Source organism: Peribacillus sp. SIMBA_075 (assembly GCF_046534585.1).
The window spans coordinates 1-515 of sequence record NZ_JAWRYN010000116.1 but is presented as its reverse complement, the minus strand read 5'-3'; the positions used below and the strand labels follow the sequence as shown (position 1 = coordinate 515).

The following is a 515-nucleotide window of genomic DNA, read 5'->3' as shown; positions in this document are numbered from 1 at the left end:
TTTGTCTTTGTTTCGCTTAATAACATTTACTTTCGTCCTAGTATCAGCGCTGCTTGCTTTAAAATATCATTCTCCATCTGTAACTGTTTCAATTCTTTTCGCAGCTTGATAAGCTCGCTTTCCTCGGGAGAACGGTTATCTTTTTCCTTAAAGGAACCTGTGTTTTCACCCTGTTGAATCCATCGATCTAAAGAAGAAGGAGTAAGTTCATATTCTTCAATAAGAGCCTTTCGTGTTTTTCCGTTTTGATAGAGTTGAATCATCTGTTTTTTAAATTCGGAAGTGAATGTACGGCGTTCTCTTTTCGTCATTTTGAGTGCTCCTTATCTGTAATAAGTTAAGTGTAGCTGCCCTTAAAATATCTGTCCAGATAAGTGTAGACGATTCAAGGTTGCTTAGAAAAAAGTAGCAAGCGGTACAAAGTTTGCCTCTTACAGCAAGGAATTTGCACAAAAGCAGGTTCAGAAGGTTCAAGCTACAATAACAGACATCGCGAGATCAGGAAAAACCACGTT

Annotated in this window: 1 pseudogene; it reads right to left on the bottom strand. The window is 38.1% G+C overall.

From position 1 onward, the window contains the following. Positions 1-29 precede the first annotated feature (29 nt). Positions 30-311: pseudogene (locus SB775_RS27395) on the bottom strand (transposase); the annotation flags it as partial. Positions 312-515: the final 204 nt, after the last annotated feature.